A 16736-nucleotide genomic window follows, 5' to 3' on the forward strand; every position below is an offset into this window, starting at 1 on the left:
ATTGACGCGTCCCTTGTCGTAGGTCGGTGGCGGCCGAGTGACCTGGCTCCCGGCCTTTCGGGCCGGTCACAGTGGCGCGACCGCACCGGTATCTCACCGGATTTCCCTCGCACCGCCACAAAACATCCGGAACGTATCTCGATTTCCCATGTCCCGTCAATCCCGACAATGGGTGAAAACATCACCAGAACCGCCCGAAGCGCCGCCCCCGTCCGGGGGCGACGTCACTCTCCGGTCAGCGCCGCCACGAGCTCCGCGGCGGTGCGGCAGCGGTCGAACAGCTCGCCCACGTGGGCCTTGGTCCCCCGCAGGGGCTCCAGGGTGGGGACGCGCTGCAGCGACTCGCGACCGGGGATGTCGAAGATGACCGAGTCCCATGAGGCCGCGGCGACCGAGTCGCTGTACTGGCTCAGGCAGCGGCCGCGGAAGTAGGCACGGGTGTCGCTGGGCGGCGCCTCGATGGCCCGCTGCACCTCGTCCTCGGTCACCAGGCGCTTCATCCTGCCCCGGGCGACCAGCCGGTTGTACAGGCCGCGGTCGGGGCGGATGTCGGAGTACTGCAGGTCGACGAGTTGCAGACGCGGGTGCGACCAGGGCAGGCCGTCGCGGGTGCGGTACCCCTCCAGCAGTTCCAGCTTCGCCACCCAGTCGAGCTCGCCGGACAACTGCATCGGGTCGTCGGCCAGGCGGGTGAGAACCGACTCCCAGCGCTCCAGGACGTCCTTGGTCGGCTCGTCCAGGCTGTTGGCGCTGCGCTCCTCGGCGTACTTGCGCGCCAGCTCCAGGTACTCCATCTGCAGTTGCACGGCCGTCAGCTTGCGGCCGTCGCGCATCGCGATCTCGTACTTGAGGGTCGGGTCGTGCGAGACGGCCCGCAGGGCCTGCACCGGGTTCTCCACGGCCAGGTCACGGGTGAAGTAGCCGTCCTCGATCATCGCGAGGACGAGCGCCGTGGAGCCGACCTTCAGGTAGGTCGAGATCTCCGACATGTTGGCGTCGCCGATGATGACGTGCAGGCGACGGTACTTCTCCGGGTCGGCGTGCGGCTCGTCACGGGTGTTGATGATCGGCCGCTTGAGCGTGGTCTCCAGGCCCACCTCGACCTCGAAGAAGTCGGCGCGCTGGCTGATCTGGAAGCCCTCACCGCGGGAGTCCTGGCCGATGCCGACCCGCCCCGCCCCGGCGACCACCTGCCGGGAGACGAAGAAGGGGGTCAGGTGCCTGACGATGTCGGCGAACGACGTGGCCCGGCGCATGAGGTAGTTCTCATGGCAGCCGTAGGAGGCGCCCTTGTTGTCGGTGTTGTTCTTGTAGAGCTGGATCGGGGCGTTGGAGGGGACCGCCGACGCGCGGACCGCGGCGTCGTGCATCACCCGCTCGCCCGCCTTGTCCCAGAGCACCGCGGCCCGGGGGTTGGTGCACTCGGGCGTGGAGTACTCGGGGTGGGCGTGGTCCACGTAGAGCCGAGCGCCGTTGGTGAGGATCACGTTGGCCAGCCCGAGGTCCTCGTCGGTGAGCTGGCTCTGGTCGGCCGCCTCCCGCGCGAGGTCGAACCCGCGCGCGTCGCGCAGCGGATTCTCCTCCTCGAAGTCCCACCGCGCGCGCCGTGCCCTGGCCGCCGAGGCGGCCAGGTAGGCGTTCACGACCTGAGAGGAGGTCACCATCGCGTTGGCCCCCGGCTGTCCGGGCACGGAGATGCCGTATTCGGTCTCGATGCCCATCACCCGCCGTACCGTCATGCGCACCCTCTGTTCATCAGGGACTGTTCTCTCCGCGTTGTCTATTCCCGACCCTAGACCCTTCACTATGCCCGGTGGCCGGACAGTTATGGCACCGAAGCCTTTTCGTCCGTCGCGAGAGGGGAGGAGAGCGGCGCGCCGGGAGGCGGCGCCTGACCCGGCCGCCCCTTCCGGCGGCGCCTGGCGGCCTTGACGAACTCCTGCACCGGGCGCTCGGCCACCCGGTACACCAGGTACGAGAACGCCATCGCGGCGACCACGGTGACCAGCGCGGTCAGCGCGGGGGGAAGCACGTCCCGCAGTGCGGGGACGATCAGGACCGCGGCCGTGGTGTGGAACAGGTAGAGCGGATAGGTGAGCGCCCCCAGCACGACCAGGCCGCGCCAGCGCAGCCACCGCAGCCAGCCGAGCGCGACCATCGCCATGAGCACGTAGAAACCGGCCACGGTGGCGACGACCGCCCACTCGGGCACGGGCATCGCCGCGTACCCCACCCTGTCGATACGCCCCGCCACCCGGTCGAGCGCCGCGCTGACGGCCATGCCGCCGCTGACCCCGGCCAGGCACCACAGGACGAGCCTGGGCCCGAACCGGGTCATCAGGAAGAACGCCATGCCGCCGACGAAGTACGCGGCGTACTTGGGCATGACCACCAGGTCGACCCAGTAGTTCTCGCTGCCCGCGAAGAACCCGGCCGCGAGCAGCCAGACGCCCATGAAGGCCAGGCAGCGGCCGAGCGTGACCCCGGCGACCACCAGGACGGAGATGAGCACATAGAAGCGGAGCTCGACCCAGAGCGACCAGTAGACGCCGTTGGCGTCGTAGACGCCGAAGGCCCGCTGGAGCATCGTCAGGTTGACGCCGTACTCCCCCAGGCTGAGCTTGGGGTCCAGCGCTGTGGCGGCGGTCAGTCCGTAGACGGCGGCGGTGGCGATCACGCTGACCCAGTAGGCGGGGAACAGCCGCACCAGCCGGGACAGGGCGAACGAGCCCAGGCCCCGCCCCCAGACGCTCATCAGGATCACGAACCCGCTGATCATGAAGAACAGCTCGACGCCCAGGATGCCGAGCCCGGACAGGGTGGAGATCGCCGGGAACAGCTCGGCGGGCCGGTCGCCCCACACCGAGGCGAAGGCGATGAAGTAGTGGAAGGCGAGGACCGCCAGGGCGGCGACGAAACGCAGGAGGTCGAGTTCGGCGAGGCGTCCGCTTCCCCGGACCGCCTCGCGCGACCCCGTGCCGGTCACCGGGTGACCGCGCCGGAATGTTCACGCACGGCAGTTGGACGGCGCCGCGATCATTTGGGTTCCGGGACCGCCGAGACCGGTGTGACGGAAGTGAAAGCCCTTGCCGGGCCGGGCCTCACGTCATCCCGCCTCACCCCCGCGCCGCCCCGGTGCCACCCTGTGCCGCTTCTGTGCCGCCCCGGCGCCGCCCCGGCGCTGCCTCGGTGCCACCCTGTGCCGCTTCTGTGCCGCCCCGGCGCCGCCCCGGCGCTGCCTCGGTGCCACCCTGTGCCGCCCTGCGCCGATTCCGTACCGTCCGCGGCCGGGAGGAGGGCCGCGGACGCCGGTGGCGCGGCCCCCGGCAAAGGAGCCGCGCCACCGGCGCACGTGGACGGCCGCTACAGGTACTGGCCGGTGTTGGCCACCGTGTCGATGGACCGGCCGGCCTCGGTGCCCTGCTTGCCCGTCACGAGGGTGCGGATGTAGACGATCCGCTCGCCCTTCTTGCCGGAGATGCGGGCCCAGTCGTCGGGGTTGGTGGTGTTGGGCAGGTCCTCGTTCTCGGAGAACTCGTCCACGCAGGCCGCCAGCAGGTGCTGGATGCGCAGACCCTTCTGGCCGGTCTCGAGGAACTGCTTGATCGCCATCTTCTTGCCCCGGTCGACGATGTTCTGGATCATCGCGCCCGAGTTGAAGTCCTTGAAGTACAGGACCTCCTTGTCGCCGTTGGCGTAGGTCACCTCAAGGAAGCGGTTCTCCTCGCTCTCGGTGTACATCCGCTCGACGACCCGCTGGATCATCCCGCTGACCGTCTCCTGGCGGTTGCCGCCGTGCTCGGCCAGGTCGTCGGGATGGAGCGGCAGGTCTTCGATGAGGTACTTCGAGAAGATGTCCTTGGCCGCCTCGGCGTCCGGCCGCTCGATCTTGATCTTGACGTCCAGGCGGCCGGGCCGCAGGATCGCCGGGTCGATCATGTCCTCGCGGTTGGAGGCGCCGATGACGATGACGTTCTCCAGGCCCTCGACACCGTCGATCTCCGACAGGAGCTGGGGAACGATGGTGTTCTCGACGTCGGAGGAGACACCGGAGCCGCGGGTGCGGAAGATCGAGTCCATCTCGTCGAAGAACACGATCACCGGGGTGCCCTCGGAGGCCTTCTCACGGGCCCGCTGGAAGACCAGGCGGATGTGCCGCTCGGTCTCGCCGACGTACTTGTTGAGGAGCTCCGGGCCCTTGATGTTGAGGAAGAAGCTCTTGCCGGACTGGCCGGTCTTCTCCGCGACCTGCTTGGCCAGGGAGTTGGCGACGGCCTTGGCGATGAGCGTCTTGCCGCATCCGGGCGGCCCGTACAGCAGCACGCCCTTGGGCGGACGGAGCTTGTGCTCGCGGAAGAGGTCGGCGTGCAGGTACGGGAGCTCGACGGCGTCCCGGATCTGCTCGATCTGCCGCATGAGGCCGCCGATCTCCTCGTAGGAGATGTCGGGCACCTCCTCCAGCACGAGTTCCTCGACCTCGGACTTGGGGATGCGCTCGTAGACATAGCCCGACCGCGATTCGAGCAGCAGGGAGTCACCGGCCCGGATCGGCTGGCCGACCAGCGACTCGGCGAGCTTGACCACCCTCTCCTCGTCGGCGTGCGAGATCACCAGCGCGCGCCGGCCGTCCTCAAGGAGCTCCTTGAGCATGACGATCTCGCCGATCTCCTCGAAGCCGAGGGCCTCGACCACGTTGAGCGCCTCGTTGAGCATGACCTCCTGGCCACGCTTCAGCGACTCGACGTCCACCGCCGGACTGACGTTCACCCGGAGTTTACGGCCACCGGTGAAGACCTCCACCGTGCCGTCCTCCCTGGCTTCAAGGAACACGCCGAACCCGGATGGCGGCTGGGCCAACCGGTCGACCTCCTCCTTCAAGGCGACGATCTGGTCCCTGGCCTCCTTGAGGGTGGCCACCAGACGCTCGTTCTGGCCGGTTACGGCCGCGAGGTTCGCCTGCAAGTCGTGAAGACGCTCTTCGAGGATCCTGGCCTGCCGGGGAGACTCCGTCAGCTTCCGACGCAACGTGGTGATCTCCTCCTGCAGGAAGGAGACCTGTGTTGTGAGGTCAGCGACCTCCCGTTCGCGCTGCGCGGCTCGAGCTTCAGCGTCGTCGCGAGCTGCCACGGCGTCACCTCCTTCCCAGTCGAGACCGACTACTCAAAACCCTACCCATCTGGGGGCTGTCCCTTACCTGGCCGAGCAGTGTTCGTGTGACTACATTAAGTGCGTGGCGATTAATCCCTTTTAGTGTGTTTAGTGGTTGAAGCATAAGAACACAATGATCTGTTCCCGCGTCAGCCCCTTGAGCACCGTCGTAGCTGAATCGTCATCATGCGGTGGAAGACGTGGACTCCTCGCCATATGCCCCCTTCGCCGGGCGTCTGCGCCGGGGCGGCGGTGTCACCCCGTCGGCCATGCGGCGGGCCGTGACCAGGAAGCCGGTGTGGCCGACCATCCTGTGGTCGGGCCGGACGGCCAGACCTTCCACATGCCAGTCGCGAACCAGGGTCTCCCACGCATGGGGCTCGGTGAAACTCCCGTGCTCCCGTAGAGTTTCGACCGTACGCGACAACTGTGTTGTGGTCGCCACATAACAGCAGATCACACCCCCGGGCGTGAGCGCCTTGGCCGCGGCGTCCACACATTCCCACGGGGCGAGCATGTCGAGGATGATCCGGTCGACGTCGCTCTCGTCGAGGGCCTCGACGAAGTCGCCGACCACCAGACGCCACTGGTCCACCGGGCCGCCGTAGAACTTCTCGACGTTCTTGGCGGCGATGTCGGCGAAGTCCTGGCGGCGCTCGTAGGAGATGAGCCTGCCCTCGGTGCCGACCGCGCGCAGCAGGAAGCAGCTGAGCGCTCCCGACCCGACGCCGGCCTCCACCACCCGGGCCCCCGGGAAGACGTCGGCCATGGCGACGATCTGCGCGGCGTCCTTCGGATAGATGACCGCCGCGCCGCGCGGCATGGAGAGCGTGTAGTCGGACAGCAGGTGCCGGAACGCCAGATACTGGGTGCCTCCGGACGAGCGCACCACCGAGCCCTCGGGCCGGCCGATCAGCTCACTGTGCGGGATTCCGCCCTTGTGCGTGTGGAACACGCCGTCTTCCTTCAGCGTCACCGTGTGACGCTTGTTCTTGGGATCGGTGAGCTGAACCTGATCCCCGGCCTGAAACGGCCCATGCCTGCGAAAACCCATGACCGCAAGGTTAACGGCGCCCGGCGGCGGCCCGTCCCGTCCGCCGCGCGCCGGAACTGGCCACAGCCCGGACCCGTCCGGACCGGGTGAGAAAATGGGCAAAATCATTGGAATGATCGAAAGGCACCTGGTAGCTCTTGCGTGTGCTGTCTCCTGACGTAATCCCCGCAGGCCCCGTGGTCTTGCGCGCGCTCGCGCCTTCCGACGCCGAGGCGATCGCCCGCGCCTGCTCCGACCCGGAGATCATCCGGTTCATCCCTCCCGTACCCGTGCCGTACACGCACGACGACGCGCTCCGATACCTGGAGCAGACCGAGCAGGAGTGGAAGGAGGGGGGTGCCGCCTTCGCGATCGCGGACGCGCAGAGCGGTGAGTGGCTGGGCAACATCGGCCTGCGGGCCGCGCGCCTGCCGGGCAACGCCGAGATCGGTTACCTGGTCGCGCCGTGGGCCCGGGGCCGCGGGGTGGCCACCGCCGCCACCCGGGCGCTGGCGGCGTGGGCCCTGGAACGCGGAACCGAGCGCATCGAACTGCTGACCGACCCGGAGAACCTGGCCAGCCAGCGCGTCGCCCTCGCCGCGGGGTTCCGCCGCGAGGGCGTGCGGCGCGCGGCCGAGCCGCGGCGCGACGGCACCCGCGGCGACCTGGTGGCCTTCGCCCGGCTGCGCGGCGACTCCGGCGAGCCGGTACGCCCGTTCCTGCCCCCCTTCCCCGGCGGGTCGCTGACCGACGGGGTGGTGCGGCTCCGGCCGATCACCGCGGCCGACACCGCCGACTACCTGGCGCTGCGGAACGTGCCGGACGCGATCAAGTACAGCGTCCCGCCGGAGGCTCCCGACCCCGCCGAGGTCGAGGAGACGTGCCGCATGGCGGGCACGCGCTGGCTGGCCGGTGAGCGGGCCGAGGTGGCGATCCTCGACGCCGCCACCGGCGCGTTCGCCGGGGACATCCAGCTCACCGGGGTGATCCCCCCGCTGGGCGAGGCCATGACCGGCTACAGCGTGCTGCCGGCGTTCCGCGGCAGGCGCTTCGCCGCCCGGGCGGTGAACCTCCTGGTCGCCTGGGCGTTCGAGCACACCCCCCTGGTGCGGATCATCGCGGGGACCGCGCCGGAGAACACCGCCTCGCACCGCGTGCTGGAACGCGCGGGATTCAGCCAGGAGGCGCTCCTGCGCGGACTGCTTCCGGGCCCGGACGGCACACGCCTGGACGACCTGCGCTGGTACCGCCTGCGCGAGGGCCTGCGGTTCGGCGGGCACGGAGAGGGTGCCGAAAGGCCCTGAGAGGACAGTGAGGGGGCACTCAGGGAGCGCCGGAAGGACTCCGCAAGCGCACTGAGAGAACGAGACCCGCGGGACCCTCGGCCGTCCGGCCCGAGGGCCCCGGTTCTCCGGACGGCTCCCGGTTCTCCGGACGGCCGGCGGTACCCGGACGGCCGATGGGCTCGTGGTCGGCCGGCGGGCTCGTGGTCAGTCGCCGCCGAAACGGGCCCTCAGCTTGGCGAAGGCGGCGTCGGTGCCCTGGAGCGCGCGGTCGATGTCGTCGTCGGTGTGTGCGGCCGACAGGAACCAGTTGTGCCAGGGATGCAGGTAGACCCCCTCCTCCAGGCAGGCCCCGGCCCAGAACATGCCCTTCTCCAGGGTCGCGTCGCCCTCGAAGGACAGCCATGGGATCTGCACCGGCCCGGTCTGCCTGACCGTGAAGCCGTGCGAGGCCGCCTGCGCGGCCAGGCCCGCACGCAGGCGGGTGCCGGCCCGCTCCATCAGCGCGATCCCGTCGATGTCGCGCAGGGTCTCGACGGTCGCCTTGGCCGCGGCCATCGGGGCCGCGTTGAACCAGAACGAGCCGGTCGAGTAGAGCGACTGCGCCGGGCCCCGCAGGGAGTCGGCACCGGTCACCGCGGCGATGGGATGACCGTTGCCCAGGGCCTTGCTGAAGGCGTAGAGGTCGGGACGGACCCCCAGGGGCTCCCAGGAGCCGCCGAGGTCGATCCGCCAGCCGCCGCGCACGTCGTCGATCACCAGTGCGGCGCCGATCCGGTCGGCCAGGGCCCGCACCCCCCGGGCGAACTCGGGGGTGGGAAGTTCCTGGTCCTCGAACGAGTCGTGCTTGAACGGCGTCACGATGATCGCGGCGACGTCGCCCTCGGCTCCGGCCGCGGCGGCCTCGACGCTGGCCAGGTCGTTGTAGACGAACTCGGCCAGGTCGGCGCGCTCGTTCGGGGTGGTGCCCGCCGGACCGGGCGTGCACCAGGGGTCGGCCCCGTGGTAGGCGCCGTGCGCCATGAGCACCTTGGTCCTGCCGGTGGCGGCGCGGGCCACCATCAGCGCCTGGGTGGTGGCGTCGGTGCCGTTCTTGGAGAACATCACCCAGTCGGCCTGTGGGACGGTCTCCACCAGCAGCTCGGCGAGCTCCACGTAGACCGGGCCGGGGCCGTTGAGGCAGTCGCCCGCGGCGAGCTGGGCGGTCACCGCGGACTCCACGGCCGGGTGGCGGTGACCGAGCACGACGGGACCCCAGGAGCACATCAGGTCGACGTACTCGCGGCCGTCGGCGTCACGCTGGCGGCAGCCCTGGCCGCCGACGAAGAACTGCGGGTAGGACGGGCCGTGCAGGGCGGCGTTGAGGTGGCCGTACATGCCCCCGGGGACGACCCTGGCGGCCCGCTCCCTGAGGTTGGCGTCGATGGACATGCGTCGGTCCTTTCAGAGACCTCTCGGAGACCTTTCAGAGTCCTGCGCGGGCCTGGCAGAGCCCGCTCGCCGGGGCCGCGCACCCCGCCCACGGGGCCGAACGCCCCGCTCCCGCGGTGGAGCCGCGGCTCATCTCCCGTCGCGGAGCTCGCGTGCCCCGCCCAGACCGGCGTCGGAGCCGAGGCCGCCGGCCACCCTGGCGGCCAGCGCGGTGCCGAGCCGCGCCGACCCCGCGACGTCGAGGCCGTCGACCAGCCCGGCGACGAACCCGGCGCAGTAGGCGTCGCCGCATCCGGTGGTGTCGACCACCGGGACGTCGAGGGCCGGGACGCGGGCCGTCCCGGACGCGTCGGCGACCAGGCTGCCCTGCGCGCCGAGCGTGACGAGCACGGCCGCGGGCCCCTCCGCCAGGAGCGTGCGCGCCGCCTTCTCCACGTCCCCGGCGCCGCTCATCGCCAGCGCCTGTTCCTCGTTGGGCAGCAGGTAGTCGACGTACGGCAGGAAGCTGCGGGCTCCCCGTACGAGATCCGGCAGGTTGGACAGCAGGTCCATCGTGACGATGGTGCCCGCCGCCCGCGCCTCCTGGAGCAGGGCGAAGAACGCGGGGTCGTGCAGCCCCCAGGTCACGTCCATGCCGCCCAGGTGTACGACCTTGGCGCCCACGACCCGCTCGCGGGCGACGTCGGCCACCGACAGGGTCAGGTTGGCACCGGGGACGTGGAAGGAGGGGCGCCCGCCGTCGGGCCGGATGGGCAGGATCGAGGCCGCGGTCTGCTCCCCGGCCTTGCGGACGAGCCCGGAGACGTCCACCCCGCGTCGTTCCATGATCATGAAGAGGAGGTCGCCGAGCTCGTCGTCGCCCACCGCGCCCATCGAGGCGACCGGGACGCCGAGCGCGGCCAGACCGACCGCGGTTCCGGCCGCCGTACCCGCGGCGGTGACGCGGATCTGCTCCAGCACGTGGGTGTCCTGCCCTGCGGGGATCGACTCCACCGGCCTGGCGAGGACGTCCACGATGTGCACACCGAGTGTGACGACGGTCATGATGAGCCCTCCTCATGTCTTTCGCGGATGATAGACGGAGGAGCCGCAGCGGTGTCAACGGAACGGGCCGGCGCGAGGCCCGGGAGCGGCCGGTTCGCGCGGGAGCGGCGAGCCGGCCGCTCCCGCACGGCCGCCGGCCCTCCGCGGATGTGCCGCCCTCAGCCCAGCAGGGCCTGCAGGCGGTCGGCCACCCCCCGGGCGGTGGGACGCTTGGCCGCGTCGCCGAGACACGCCTGGACGAGATCCGAGATCTCGGGCTCGAGGTCCGGGCTGATCTCCGGCGCCGTGCTGTAGACCTTGCGCAGGGTCAGCAGCGGGTCGTGGGTGGGCAGCTCGCCGTAGAGGCCCTGACCGCTCATCGCCCAGTGCAGGGTCGCGCCCAGCGACCACACGTCGCCCTGCGGGGCGGGCTTGTCGCCCTGCAGCAGCGCGGGGTCGGTGAACTCCACCGACCCGATGTCGCCCATCCCCGTCACCGTGGCGCCCGGCGTCAGCACCTGCGACAGGCCCAGGTCCGACAGCTTGCCCCCCGTCTCGGTGAGCAGCACGTTGCCCGGGCGGATGTCGCGGTGCACGATGCCCTCCTCGTGCAGCGCCTGGGCGGCGTGCGCGACGCAGGCGACGGCGCGCAGCACCCGCTCCCGCGACGGCCGCTCGGCCGGACGGGCCAGTGAACCGCCGGGCAGGTACTCCATCGAGTAGTAGAACATCCCTCCCTGCTGCCCGGCGTCGTAGAGGCGCACCAGATACGGCGAGCTCACCGCGGCGAACGCCTTCAGCTCCCGGGTCGCGCGGCGGAACGCGTCGCTCCCCGTGCCCCCCACCACCTTCACCGCGACCAGGTCCGCCTCGACGGGCAACCGCTCGGGCCTCTTCGCCAAGTAGAACTCGCCGTGGTTGCCCGCCCCCAGCGACCGGACGAACTCGTAATCGGCGATGCCTTCCACCAACGGTCTCCCTCCGTGCCTGCACAACGTCCGTACAACGTTCGCGGCGACGACCCAACACAAGGTAACGTCGCCTTCGACATTGTCGGGGCTTTTCTTTGCTTACGGGAAGCGTGCGCACAAGTGCTCCACATGGACCTGCTCCTGCTTGACCTGGTGATCGTCCTCGCCGCGGCGCGGTTGTTCGGTGCCGCGGCCAAATGGCTCGGTCAGCCGCCGGTGATCGGGGAGATCGTCGCGGGCATCCTGCTCGGTCCGACGCTGCTGGGTCCGCTGATCGGCGACACGCTGTTCGGCCCGGAGATGCTGCCCCCGTTGCAGGCGCTGGCGAACGTCGGCCTGGTGCTGTTCATGTTCGTCGTCGGCCTCGAACTCGACCAGAAACTGGTCAGAGGCAAGGGCCGGATCGCGGTGACCGTGGCGCTGGGATCGACGGTGCTGCCGTTCGTGCTGGGCTGCCTGCTCGCGCTGTCGATCGCCGGCGAGCACGTGGGCGGCGACAAGACCCTCCCCTTCGTGCTGTTCATGGGTGCGGCGATGTCGGCCACCGCGTTCCCGGTGCTGGCCCGCATCCTCACCGACCGCGGGATGCAGCGCATCGCCCTCGGCGGACTGTCCCTGGCCGCGGCGGCCGTCATCGACGTCCTGGCCTGGACCGTTCTCGCGGTGGTGGTCGGCATCGCCGGGGCCGGCGAGGCGGAGGGGCAGTGGAAGGTCCTGCTCGCGCTGCCGTACGCGCTGGTGATGTTCCTGGTCGTCAAACCGCTGCTGGCCCGGCTGGTGCCCGCCTACGAGAAAGCCGGGCGGCTGACGCCCGGCCTGCTGTCGCTGGTGCTCATCGGCCTGATCGCGTCGGCCTGGGCCACCGAGTGGATGCACGTCCACTACATCTTCGGGGCCTTCGTGTTCGGCACGGTGATGCCGCGTGAGGGAGCCGAGCGGCTCACCCACGAGATCCTGGAGCGACTGGAGCAGTTGGCCGTGTTGCTGCTGCTGCCGATGTTCTTCGTCGTCGCGGGGCTCAACGTCAACCTGCGCACGCTCGACCTGTCCAGCCTCGGCACGCTCGCCGGGATCCTGGCCGTGGCGATCGGCGGCAAGATGCTCGGCTCCTACGCGGCGGCCCGCGCGCAGCGGCTGCCGAACCGGCAGTCGTGGGCGATGGCCGCCCTGCTCAACACCCGCGGGCTGACCGAGATCGTCATCCTCAGTGTCGGCCTGCAGAAGGGTGTGCTGAGCAACGAGCTGTACTCGCTGATGGTGGTCATGGCCCTGGTCACCACCGGGATGACCGGCCCGCTGTTGCGCAGGATCTACCCCGACCGGCGGGTGGCCCGCGACATCGCCGACGCCGAACGCGCCGCGCTCGGCGTCACCGCCGCCCACCGGGTGCTGGTGATCGTGCCCGAGCCCTGCGCCGAGCAGGGCCCGCTGATCGGCCTGGCCGCCGCGCTGGCCACCGCCAAGACCCCCTCCGAGGTGGTCCTGGGCCATCTGCGGCCCTACCCGGAGGGGCGGCTGGAGGTCGGTAACGGCCTGTCCTCGGAACTCGCCGAACTCGCCGAGACCCTGCACGACCTGGAGGAGCTGGCCGGCGCGGCCCGCGAACGCGGCACGGACGCCAGAGTGGTCAGCCGCTTCAGCGCGGACGTGGCCGGCGAGCTGCCCGAGCTGATCTCGGGGGCCCAGCCCGACCTGCTGGTGCTGCCCGCCGCCACTCCCGGCCACACCGCTCTCCTCGGCGCCGCCACCTGCCGTGTGGTGACCGTGGCCGCCGCCGTCCCGGCCGAGCACGACTCCGTGCCCGCGCCGGTCGCGGTGCACTACGGCACGGGCGGCGACATCGCCGTCCACGTGGCGCTCATCCTCGCCGCTCTGGACGGCCGTCCGCTGGTCGTCACCGGCGGGGGCCGGGCTCCGGCCCTGGCGCAGCGGCTGGCCAAGCTGGGGGTGACGGCGACCTCGGGACCGGTCCCGGAGGGTGCGCTGGTCGTGGCCGCCGACACCGGGCAGGCCGTCGAAGGAGCGCACCTGCTGGTCCGCGCCGAGCAGGACGCCGACCCGGTCGACTGGGCCGCGGCCGTCTCCGCTCTTCGCTCCCCCGTCTCCCAGGCCTGACCGCCCCGCCTCGGGACACCCCTCACCCGAGTCCGCGCCCGGACCGCGGTCGTGTCCGCGCTGACGGCACACCGGCGCCGAAACGTCTCCGGGCGGCGCGGCCGAAGCCGTGCCGCCCGGAGACGCGGGGTTCGTCAGCGGTTGCGGTGCGACTCGTAGCGCATGGTGCGCGAAACGCCGATCCGCACGGTCGTGCCGGGCATGATCGCGACCGGCTCGTTCGGGGGGATGTCGTAGAAGTTGGAGTCGCCCGGAGGCTGGATCTGGGTGCCGTTGACCGATCCGAGATCGACCAGGTTGACGTCCCAGCCGTCCAGGGCCACCCGCAGGTGACGCCGGGAGACCGAGCCGTCGGGGCTGGTGACCTTGGCCGGACGGGCGGATCCGTCGGCCACCTCCGGGGCCCGCTCGGGGTCACGGCCCACCAGGTAGTCGGTGTCGAGGCGCAGCGTCGTGCCGTCGTCCAGGAGCAGCACGCCCAGCGGCGGGCGCGGGCCCTTGTAGGGCACGAGCGTGCGCTGGACCAGCGCGATGCCGCAGACCGCGCAGTAGGGCACGCGCGGGTCGTTGAAGTGGTCGTTCTTGCAGTCGACCCCGTAGACCAGCGGTCGCGCCTCGGGCTCGTCGTCCGAGGAGGCCGGTTCCGCGGGCGCCTGGGGCATCGAAGGCGCGGGCTCCGCGGCACCCGGGGTCAGCAGCTCGTACTCGAACGGCTGGTCGCGCACGTCGACGGGCTCGCCGCCTCTGCCGCCCGACATCGCGGCCTCGATGTCGTCGTGGCCCATGACCGCCGGAGCGGGGGCCGTGGACGGGCCCGGCGCGGGCACCGCGGACGGCGAGGCCGGCGGGTACGGCTCGGAGGCGCCCAGCGGGTAAGGCGCGGGCGGCGGGGCCGGAGCCTCCGGCGCGGGCCGCTCGGGTGCCGGGGCCGGCACCACGGGCTCCACCTGCGGCGCCGGCTGGCGGAAGACCGGCTGGGCCGGCTCCATCCGCTGCGCGGGCTCCATCGGCGCCGCCGACTCCATCGGTGCCGCGGACTCCATCTGCGGGAAGGGGGGCATCTGCTGCATGGCCGGCTGGGCCGGCTCCATCCGCGCCATGGCCGGCGGGGCGCCCCCGGTCTCCGACAGGTCGGAGGAGACACCACCCGCGACGATCACACCGGTGTCCAGCCGGGTCAGCGGGTGCGCCTCCCCGGCGTCGGGCAGACGCAGCACGACCTGGGTCACCGGACCGGGAACCAGCCGGTCGGACCAGGTCAGCGCGTCACGCCCGGCCAGGTGCACCTCACCGGCCGAGCCGGTCACCGCCGCGGACGCCGAGCCGCTGACCAGGACCGCCACCCCCCCGTTCGCGGGGCCCGCGACGGCGCACGCCACCGGCTCGCCGATCCCCACGGCGAGGACCCGCGCGACGCGGCGGGCCAACGCCCTGCCGTCGCCGCCGGAGGCGGCGGTCTCCCGCAACGCCCCCAGCAGGTCCCCCACAACGGCCTCGGCCGCGTCGCACACCAGCAGCAGGCCGCCCTCGTGGGCCACCAGCCCGTTGCCCGGAAGCGGACGCACCACTCCGAAGCCCTGGTCGGTCACAGAACTCTCCCTCCCCGGAATCGCCACCGGATGAACGGCACCCGCATCGGGCCGTTCGCCACCAACCACATGCATACCCAGACCACGGTGAAGTGCGTCCAGAAGGCGGCCAGTGGGACCGGATCGATGAAATCAACCGCACCGGACCGTAGCAAAAAGTACAGCAGAAGGCCCTCGGGGATGAACGTCAGCAGCCCGAAGGAGGTCGGCCAGTCCTTCTCCCAGCGGAACTGCATGAGGAAGTGGTAGATCAGCTCCCAGCCGATGCCCAGCACGCCGACCGCCACCAGGATCAGCAGGCCGTTGACGTAGAGGTCGCCGAGCGACCCGGACAGGCCCGGGAGGATCGGCATGAGCAACAGGGTGATGATCACCCCGACGGTGGCGAGGAGGAACAGGCGCGTCTGGATACGCCCTATCAAAGTCGGAACCACGGAAGATCGCCCCTTACACCGACGAGTTGAAGGCCCACTTGAACCACTGCGTGGTCGACCGCAGCGGCCCCATCTTGCGGACGAACCCGCGTCTCGCCAGGTCGTCGGCGATCTCCTGGGCCGCGATCTGCAGCCCCAGGAAGGTGTCGACGCCCGGGAAGTAGCCGCCGAGCGTCGCCGACCCCGAGGCGTACAGTGCGCCGTCACCGCTGGCGGTGCCCTTCACCTCGAAGTGCCGCTCCACGTCCAGCCTGCCGACCGGGTTGCGGCCCGCCCCGCTGTACTTGAGCAGGTCGTCGAAGATCCGGTGTTCGGCGATGTCGGCCTCAAGGCCGGTGCAGTCGATGATGTAGTCGGACTCGATCTCGCGGGCGATGCCGTCCTTGCTGCGCACGTAGCTGATCAGCCGCCCCTGCGGGGTGCGCTCCACGCGGTCGACGGTGCCCTGCACGGCGTGGTAGTAACCGCCGCTGCGGCCCTCGCGCATCTGCTTCTGCCAGTGCCTGCGGTAGGGCGTGTTGGTGCCGCCCATCTGCTTGTACTTCTTCGCCCGGGCCTCGCCCTCGAGCTTGCGCATCTCCGCCTTGAGCTGGCCGCCCCAGACCGACTTGGGGTAGTTGAAGCCCTGGTAGGCCCAGCCGTTGCCGCCCTTACGGCGCGACCAGATGTGCGGGCCGTGCGCGCCGCTGATGAACGTGCGGAAGATGTGGATGATCTGCGTCTGCAGGTTGAACTTCTCGCGGTCGTCGAACAGCCTCTGGAGCACCCGGGAGGCGACGATGCCGCCGCCGCGGATGACCACCGCGCCGGGTCGGGTCTTGAGGAACTCGTAGACCTGCTCGTGCGGTTCGTAGGCGTTGACGACGTGCTGGTAGTCACCGTACTTGGTGCGGAACTCCTGCAGGTCGGGCAGGAACTTCAGGCCCGGGTAGCCGACCGCGAGGTGGACGAAACGCGAGCGGAAGATGATGCGCTTGGTCGGCGCCGCACCCTCGGGCGGGGTGACCACCGTGAAGTAGCCGCCGCCGATCCGCTTGCGGACCATGCGCACCTGGCCCTTGACGAGCATGTCCCAGTAGTTGATGCGCTTGGCCTCGCGTTCGAGGTTCTCGAAGACCGTGCCGGCCCGCGGGGTCCAGTAGTCGTTGATGATGGGCTCGCTGAAGATCTGCCACAGGTAGGCCGGGTTCTTGTCCTTCCAGGCCTCCTCCAGCGCGTAGGAGGGGAAGCCCCACAGGTTGTCGGGCCGCGAGGAGGAGTCGGAGCGGATCCGTTCACCGCGGGGGATCTGCGAGCACCGGGTGAGGAACTCGTAGGTCTGCCACGGGCGGTCGATGTTGGAGACCACGCGCATCTGCGAGGTGGGGACCCCGTAGATGCGCAGGTAGTCGACGGTCACGAAGGACCCGATGCCGCCGCCCACCGTCAGGAAGGGGATGTCGTACATCGGGATGCCGGCCGCCGCGACCAGCTGATCGGTCCATTCCGGCGTGTTCAGCAGTTCCGGGGTGAGGTCACCGGCGGAAGCCGGCGTCTGGGGGGGTGCCAATTGATGCGTCCCTTAAACTCCATGGCCAACGCGTTCGGTCGGCCAAACACTAGTCCCTATACGAGCCGAGGACGAGCAGGCCGGAGGGTTCCGGCAGCCCTGCCCTACCGGCTCCTTCGGCCGAGTATCGAGTCAGACGCATGTAAACCACATGTGGTTC

The 16736-nt window shown here is 70.7% G+C and carries 12 protein-coding genes and 1 riboswitch; of the genes, 2 read left to right on the forward strand and 10 right to left on the reverse strand.

Annotation, left to right across the window (positions count from 1 at the left end):
* Positions 1-14: 14 nt before the first annotated feature.
* Positions 15-132: riboswitch (cobalamin riboswitch) on the reverse strand.
* A gap of 92 nt (positions 133-224) precedes the next feature.
* From dop to F4562_RS04385, 4 genes are all read right to left on the reverse strand, one after another.
* Positions 225-1739, reverse strand: coding sequence for a depupylase/deamidase Dop (dop, locus tag F4562_RS04370; RefSeq protein ID WP_184545450.1), 1515 nt, complete (start codon positions 1737-1739; stop codon positions 225-227).
* Between the two features lie 86 nt (positions 1740-1825).
* Positions 1826-2986 (reverse strand): acyltransferase family protein, encoded by a 1161-nt coding sequence (locus tag F4562_RS04375; RefSeq protein WP_184545452.1) that lies wholly within the window; start codon positions 2984-2986, stop codon positions 1826-1828.
* 377 nt (positions 2987-3363) lie between these two features.
* Entirely contained in the window at positions 3364-5127 is a 1764-nt protein-coding gene (arc, locus tag F4562_RS04380) for a proteasome ATPase (RefSeq protein ID WP_184545454.1), read from the reverse strand.
* Between the two features lie 205 nt (positions 5128-5332).
* A complete protein-coding gene (locus F4562_RS04385; RefSeq protein WP_184545456.1) occupies positions 5333-6202 on the reverse strand; it encodes a tRNA (adenine-N1)-methyltransferase in 870 nt (289 codons plus the stop codon).
* Positions 6203-6378: 176 nt separating this feature from the next.
* On the opposite strand from F4562_RS04385, the gene F4562_RS04390 reads away from it, so the two are divergent.
* Positions 6379-7485 carry a GNAT family N-acetyltransferase gene (locus tag F4562_RS04390; RefSeq protein ID WP_311734188.1) on the forward strand — a complete coding sequence of 369 codons (1107 nt, stop codon included), beginning with the start codon at positions 6379-6381 and terminating at the stop codon, positions 7483-7485.
* A 186-nt stretch (positions 7486-7671) separates the two neighbouring features.
* Here the strand turns inward: F4562_RS04390 and F4562_RS04395 are convergent, their stop codons facing one another.
* The 3 genes from F4562_RS04395 to F4562_RS04405 all read right to left on the reverse strand — a co-directional run bounded on the left by F4562_RS04395 (position 7672) and on the right by F4562_RS04405 (position 10886).
* Positions 7672-8895: an aminotransferase class III-fold pyridoxal phosphate-dependent enzyme gene (locus tag F4562_RS04395; protein WP_184545460.1), complete on the reverse strand. Its 1224-nt coding sequence runs from the start codon at positions 8893-8895 to the stop codon at positions 7672-7674.
* Positions 8896-9024: 129 nt separating this feature from the next.
* Positions 9025-9939, reverse strand: a complete 915-nt coding sequence (locus tag F4562_RS04400) for a carbohydrate kinase family protein (protein WP_184545462.1) — start codon at positions 9937-9939, stop codon at positions 9025-9027.
* Between the two features lie 158 nt (positions 9940-10097).
* Entirely contained in the window at positions 10098-10886 is a 789-nt protein-coding gene (locus tag F4562_RS04405; RefSeq protein WP_184545464.1) for a serine/threonine-protein kinase, read from the reverse strand.
* Between the two features lie 132 nt (positions 10887-11018).
* On the opposite strand from F4562_RS04405, the gene F4562_RS04410 reads away from it, so the two are divergent.
* A complete protein-coding gene (locus F4562_RS04410; RefSeq protein ID WP_184545466.1) occupies positions 11019-13004 on the forward strand; it encodes a cation:proton antiporter in 1986 nt (661 codons plus the stop codon).
* A 134-nt stretch (positions 13005-13138) separates the two neighbouring features.
* Here the strand turns inward: F4562_RS04410 and F4562_RS35650 are convergent, their stop codons facing one another.
* From F4562_RS35650 to F4562_RS04425, 3 genes are read right to left on the reverse strand one after another with little or no spacing between them, the layout of a single operon-like run.
* Positions 13139-14593 (reverse strand): FHA domain-containing protein, encoded by a 1455-nt coding sequence (locus F4562_RS35650; RefSeq protein ID WP_184545468.1) that lies wholly within the window; start codon positions 14591-14593, stop codon positions 13139-13141.
* Positions 14590-15027, reverse strand: a complete 438-nt coding sequence (locus tag F4562_RS04420; protein WP_184545470.1) for a hypothetical protein — start codon at positions 15025-15027, stop codon at positions 14590-14592. Before F4562_RS04420 ends, F4562_RS35650 begins: the two co-directional genes overlap by 4 nt.
* Before the next feature lie 13 nt (positions 15028-15040).
* Entirely contained in the window at positions 15041-16576 is a 1536-nt protein-coding gene (locus F4562_RS04425) for a hypothetical protein (protein WP_184545472.1), read from the reverse strand.
* Positions 16577-16736: the final 160 nt, after the last annotated feature.

This window comes from Streptosporangium becharense (assembly GCF_014204985.1).
GTDB classification, from domain to species: domain Bacteria; phylum Actinomycetota; class Actinomycetes; order Streptosporangiales; family Streptosporangiaceae; genus Streptosporangium; species Streptosporangium becharense.

What these genes read in the sequence shown, in the direction of transcription:
- F4562_RS04395 (WP_184545460.1), bottom strand. Translation starts at nt 8,895, where the DNA reads ATGTCCATCGACGCCAACCTCAGGGAGCGGGCCGCCAGGGTCGTCCCC.
- F4562_RS04400 (WP_184545462.1), bottom strand. Translation starts at nt 9,939, where the DNA reads ATGACCGTCGTCACACTCGGTGTGCACATCGTGGACGTCCTCGCCAGG.
- F4562_RS04385 (WP_184545456.1), bottom strand. Translation starts at nt 6,202, where the DNA reads ATGGGTTTTCGCAGGCATGGGCCGTTTCAGGCCGGGGATCAGGTTCAG.
- dop (WP_184545450.1), bottom strand. Translation starts at nt 1,739, where the DNA reads ATGACGGTACGGCGGGTGATGGGCATCGAGACCGAATACGGCATCTCC.
- F4562_RS04410 (WP_184545466.1), top strand. Translation starts at nt 11,019, where the DNA reads ATGGACCTGCTCCTGCTTGACCTGGTGATCGTCCTCGCCGCGGCGCGG.